The sequence below is a fragment of the Streptomyces sp. NRRL F-2664 genome (assembly GCF_000719345.1).
In the GTDB taxonomy this organism is placed as follows: Bacteria; Actinomycetota; Actinomycetes; order Streptomycetales; family Streptomycetaceae; genus Streptomyces.
Window position 1 is genome coordinate 1 of the sequence record NZ_JOFX01000114.1, and the last position, 4,882, is coordinate 4,882.

The 4,882-nt window shown below is 65.3% G+C and carries 4 protein-coding genes and 1 pseudogene; all 5 read right to left on the reverse strand.

Annotated elements, in window-relative coordinates; all coding sequences use genetic code 11:
- Positions 1 to 98: 98 nt before the first annotated feature.
- Positions 99 to 2,759, reverse strand: a complete 2,661-nt coding sequence (locus IF89_RS43435) for an aminotransferase class I/II-fold pyridoxal phosphate-dependent enzyme (protein WP_078628733.1) — start codon at positions 2,757 to 2,759, stop codon at positions 99 to 101.
- 738 nt (positions 2,760 to 3,497) lie between these two features.
- Positions 3,498 to 3,755 (reverse strand): transposase, encoded by a 258-nt coding sequence (locus tag IF89_RS49875; RefSeq protein ID WP_420707003.1) that lies wholly within the window; start codon positions 3,753 to 3,755, stop codon positions 3,498 to 3,500.
- Between the two features lie 127 nt (positions 3,756 to 3,882).
- Positions 3,883 to 4,182: a helix-turn-helix domain-containing protein gene (locus IF89_RS49880; protein ID WP_420707004.1), complete on the reverse strand. Its 300-nt coding sequence runs from the start codon at positions 4,180 to 4,182 to the stop codon at positions 3,883 to 3,885.
- A gap of 78 nt (positions 4,183 to 4,260) precedes the next feature.
- Positions 4,261 to 4,359 (reverse strand): annotated as a pseudogene (locus IF89_RS49885) (hypothetical protein); the annotation flags it as partial.
- 124 nt (positions 4,360 to 4,483) lie between these two features.
- Positions 4,484 to 4,663 carry a Tn3 family transposase gene (locus IF89_RS43445; RefSeq protein WP_051808077.1) on the reverse strand — a complete coding sequence of 60 codons (180 nt, stop codon included), beginning with the start codon at positions 4,661 to 4,663 and terminating at the stop codon, positions 4,484 to 4,486.
- Between the last annotated feature and the right edge of the window lie 219 nt (positions 4,664 to 4,882).

The following is a 4,882-nucleotide window of genomic DNA, read 5'->3' on the forward strand; positions in this document are numbered from 1 at the left end:
TCCAACGGCGACAAGCTCACAGCCATACCCAGAGCCCCTGGGGTCCGACGATCTTACGAATGACCGCCTCAGGCCCACGTCTGGAAGGTAGGACAAGCTTACTCTGCGCAGCGGCCTGCGGAGCTGCTGTCCATGCTGTTCACAGCAGCGCGCGCTTCCGCGACGACATCGGCGATCAGCGCAGCGGCTTCCTTGGCCTGAGCGGGTGTGTGGGAGGGCATGACCTGAAGTCTCAGCCGTGAGGCGCCAGCGGGCACGATGGGATACTCCGCGACTCCGGCGGCCACCCCGCGCGGGCGCAGGCCCCGGAAGGTTAGCCGGGCCACCCGTTCGTCCCCGATGACGACCGGAACGATGGGACCAGCATTACCCAGGCTGGGAAGCTCGTAGGCGGCCAGCGCGTCGCGTAGGGCGATCGATCCCGTCAGGAGATTCTCACGCAGCAGTCCCCCTTCGTCCGAGGTTGCGATGGCCAATGCCGCGCGGACCGCGGCGGTCTGAGCCGGGGACAGGGCATTGGAGAACACGTGTGACGTCCCGTAGACCTCGATGTAACTGCGGGCAGCGGCCGAGTTGGTCGCCACGAATCCGCCGTTGGAGGCGAAGGTCTTGGAGAAACTACCCATGACCAGATCGACACGACCCAGCAGTTTCTGGATACCGATCTGACCCTGCCCGCCCGGGCCGGTCGCGCCGAGGTCGTGTGCCACGTCGACGAGAAGTGTCGCCTCGTACTCGTGGCACAGGTCCTGCAGCCGTTCCAGGTCCGGGCTGTCGGCGTCCATCGAATAGAGTCCCTCGGTGACGACCAGGATCCCGTTGCGCTGGTCCTTCCGCCGCAGTGTGCCGAGCACAACCCGCGTGGCTTCGGTGTCGAGGTGGGGAACACGATGAACGTTGCGGGATGCGCCGTAGGCGGCCTGGCTGAGACTGGCATGGGCGAACCGGTCCATGACGACATGATCACCAGGTCGCACCAGCGCATTGATCGGCCCGTAAGCTGCGGCCCAGCCGGTGGGAAACAGCGTGACGTGTTCCATCTCAAGCAATCCGGCGATGTCTTGCTCCAGCGCTCGCGAGATGGGTGTGTTACCGACTGCTACGGCGGACCCGGCGCTGTGCACGCCGTACTCGGCGATAGCCGATGTCGCTGCCTCGATGACCGCCGGGTGACTGCTGAGCCCCAGGTAGTCCTGGGAGGCGAAGTTGATGCCTTCCAGGACCCGGTTGCAGGAGTCCACGAGCCGGGTCGTGGACCGTGGTGCCGCGGTGAGGGTTCTGGAGTAGAGCCAGGTCTCGGATTCGACGCGTGCCCGATACCACTGGTGGAATGATTCGGTCCGCTCCAGCAGCCGACTACCTGCGGGCGAGGCAAAGCTGCGCGTGGTGTGGGTCAGCGCCAGTCGCTCCTGGTCGTCGGCGCTGTCGGCGACGAAAGGGTTGCCTGATCGATTCCAGGTGTCGTCTTTGGGTAGATCGGCACCCGGTGTGCTGAGTCCGCCGAGGATCTCTTGTACGCTTTCTATAGAGAAGAGAGCATCGGGATCGGTAGCGCCGCTGAACACGCTGATGAGCCTGCGGGAATACACCGGGTTCAAGCTCACCGCCCGGTAGAGCTCCACCTCCGATACGGAGGCCGCCTGCATCTCGGCCTGAGTGGCCACGAACTCGTAGTAGCTCCAGGCGTCGCGATGACGTAGTTCCCGATACTCTGCCAGTGCGGCACTGATGTCGCCATGGCTGGCCAGCGCAAGCCCAACTGTCTGGGCAATGAGCTCGGCGTCCCTGAGTGCGTGGCTCATTCCACTGGCCGTGCACTGGTCCGTGAACGATGCCGCGTCTCCGACCAGGGCCCAGCCGTCCCCGGCCACCTCGCGTATGTACGCGCTCTGATCATTGGTCATGAAGAATCCGGCTTGTCGTTCTCCGTCGGCCACGGCGGAGGCGAGCTTCCCGTCCACGTGTTGGAGTGCCTTGACGAAGTTCCCTTCTGGGTCTCGTCGGAATCCCTGGTACCACTCACTCGGCCCGTAGACCAGAGCCATCGTCTGGTTCTCGCTGGTCGGGCAGAGCGCCACGCCGAGTCGGCCCCGGCGGTGCATAGTGGGAGTCGTGAGAGAGAGGCTAGAGAAGTATGTGTAGCACGCAAACGTACAGTTCTCCCGCTCGTCTACCTTCCTTGCCCCCGTCAGCCGGGCAACCCGCGAACGGCGGCCGTCGGCTCCCAGAACCACACGGGCAAGGGCACTCTTTTCCTTCCCGTCATGTGATCGCCAACGTACGCCGGCAACCCGCCCGTCCTCCCGGACCAGATCCGTCACCTTCGCGGAGTACCGGTAGTCCACACCGCACTTCACGGCATAGCGGGCGACAATATCATCCAGTAGGTGCCTGCGCGCCGAGAAACTGGCACCGGTGACACCACCATCATCTCCGTGGAGCATCCGGAACCGGGACCTCAGGTCTTCGATCGAGACGGAACTTCGGATGGATGCGTCTTCGATCGCCAGATCGACCTCCTCGAAAAACGGGGCACTCTCAACCACTTGATCCAGGATGCCGAGCCGGTTCAGATAACTGGCCCCGCGAGGCCACATGAAGTGCGTCGACAGAACATCCTTGAGAATGGACTCCTTCTCAAGTACCAAGACACTTCTACCCTGCTTGGTGAGATGAATCGCAGCGGAAACACCGGCCAGGCGGCCGCCGACCACGATCACATCGTGTTCTTCATGATGCTGGGGCTGCGAAGAGTTCAAGTCAAATTCCTTAGTGATTGGTTCTCCGGAGAGCGGATCTGATCCGCTGTCAGAGTGACAGCCTCTGCGACCTTGTCAATCACCCAACGCCCGTACAACAGCCGTGAGTAGTGTTCGTGCTCTCTGCGGTCCGGGCGGCGTGATGGCTTTGGCGTGCCCGAGTCTGGTAGGTTCGGCGCCGGAGGGAGAGACTCTCGCGGACCTGCCCCGGCTGTGAATGTGGCACTGTCAGCGGCGTTTTGTGTGGGCTCAGGGACTGCCCGTAAAGCTCGGCTCGCCGCACGTGGCCTGCTGGATCAGCTCCCCGCGCTGACCTGAGTTCAGGACGACACCGCTGCTTTTGGCGGTGATCCCGACAACATCACCGCCTTCTGCCAGTTCGCAGGCAGCGCCACTGCCGCCCTGCCAGCACCGTCGTCCTGTTCCGGCGGTGATGGTGCAAAGCTTTCCCACCGGCTACTTCAGCGCGCCCGACACCCAGCAGGTCACCGGCTCGGAGTAGCCATCGGCACCACGCCCACCTCAGACGGCCCGGCCACCGTTGCGAGAAATCTCACGCTGCCGGGCAGATTCTCCGGCGGCGGTGCCGCGGGTATCTCCTCGCGCTTGGCATCGGTCAGATGCCGCCCTGACCGCTGCTGCGGGGCCAGGCGGACACCGCTGCTCTGGTACAGAAACCACCGGACGTGGTGCATCGGCGCCCCGAACGCCCGCCGCATCACGGAGAAGGACTGCCTCTCACGCCAGCGTCTGAAAACCCCTCACAGGGGTGAGGTCGGGCGCGTATGGCGGCAGGTAGTAGGCGGTGATCCAGTCCTGCGCGTCGGTGAAGCCCCGCATGCGGCGGTCTTTGTGGACGTTCAGGTTGTGCCAGACGAGGACGATGGGTGCGCCGAGTTGCTGGTGGACGGCGGTGAGGAGGTCGCGGTACTCGGTACAGGCGAAACTCTTGCGGCCGCTGGCTTTGTCATCGGTGTGCCGTTTGGGCCGGTGGATGAGGCGGGAGCGTTCGCCGGGTTTTCAGCAGCACAGGGCGGCGGTGGAGAAGCGGCGCTGGGAGCGTGCGCGACCCGGATGACGGTTGTGGTGCCGCGCCGGCTCCAGGTGCGTTTGGTCGGCGGCGTCATCGAGAATCCGGCTTCGTCCCCGAAGACGATCCGGGCCCCGAGCGCCGCCGCGGTGGTTCCACGTGCGACCACACGTCCTTCACCCAGCCGGCCACCGCCGCATCGTCACGCTCGACCGCCCGACGGGCCGGAACCTGATGACTCCAGCCGTGCCGCCGCAGCACATGCGAGATACCCGACAGCGTCATCGACTTGTGGAACCTGCGGCCGATCAGGGTCTTTATCCCGGCCAGCGTCCACTGCTGGTCGGGCCAGCCGTCTGCGACCGGGCCCTTGGCCAGCTCCTCCTCGGGCACGGCGAAGAGCGTATTGCTCAGCTTGGGACGAGACGCCGGTCCGCGGGAACGGACCCCGTCCCGGCCGGCCGCACTCCAGGCCTGCCGCCACCGCTGGACCGACCGGACGCTGACCCGTAACTCCTTCGCGACCTTGCTGCTGCCCCGCCCGGCGGCGAACACCGCCACTGCTTCCATCCGAATCCGCCCACGGAATGCTTGCCTCTCCGCGGTCAGACCCCCGCCCTTGCCGCTACCTCATGCCTCCGGGATACCGCGACGATCAGCGATCGTCAGCCCCCAAGACAACCCGGCTTCAACGTCAGTAACCGGCCATGGCTCCGACGAGGCCGCCCCAGACGGGCTCGCTTATGTAGCGGCCCAGGAAGTTGATGTGCCGGTCTTTGAGAGAGGAGATGGGGACGACGTCCTCGTCTTTGATCTCATGGCCCTCGGCGCGGAGCTGGGCGACGGCGTCAAGGTAGCGAGTGTTCCGCAGCACGACGGCGTTGCCAGGCCGAGGGCGGCGAGCGGGTCCTCCTGGCCCTCTCGGCCGCACCGCCGACAGCGCCCGCGCCGCGCTTGGCGGATCTGGCCCGGCCGCCGTGGCAAATCGCGCGGGTTAGGCAGTGTTTCTCGGATCATGTGCGGAGCCAGATGATGAGGGCTGCGAGGGTGACGGTGCCGAGGGAGATGTAGGCCCGTTTTTCGTAGCGGGTGG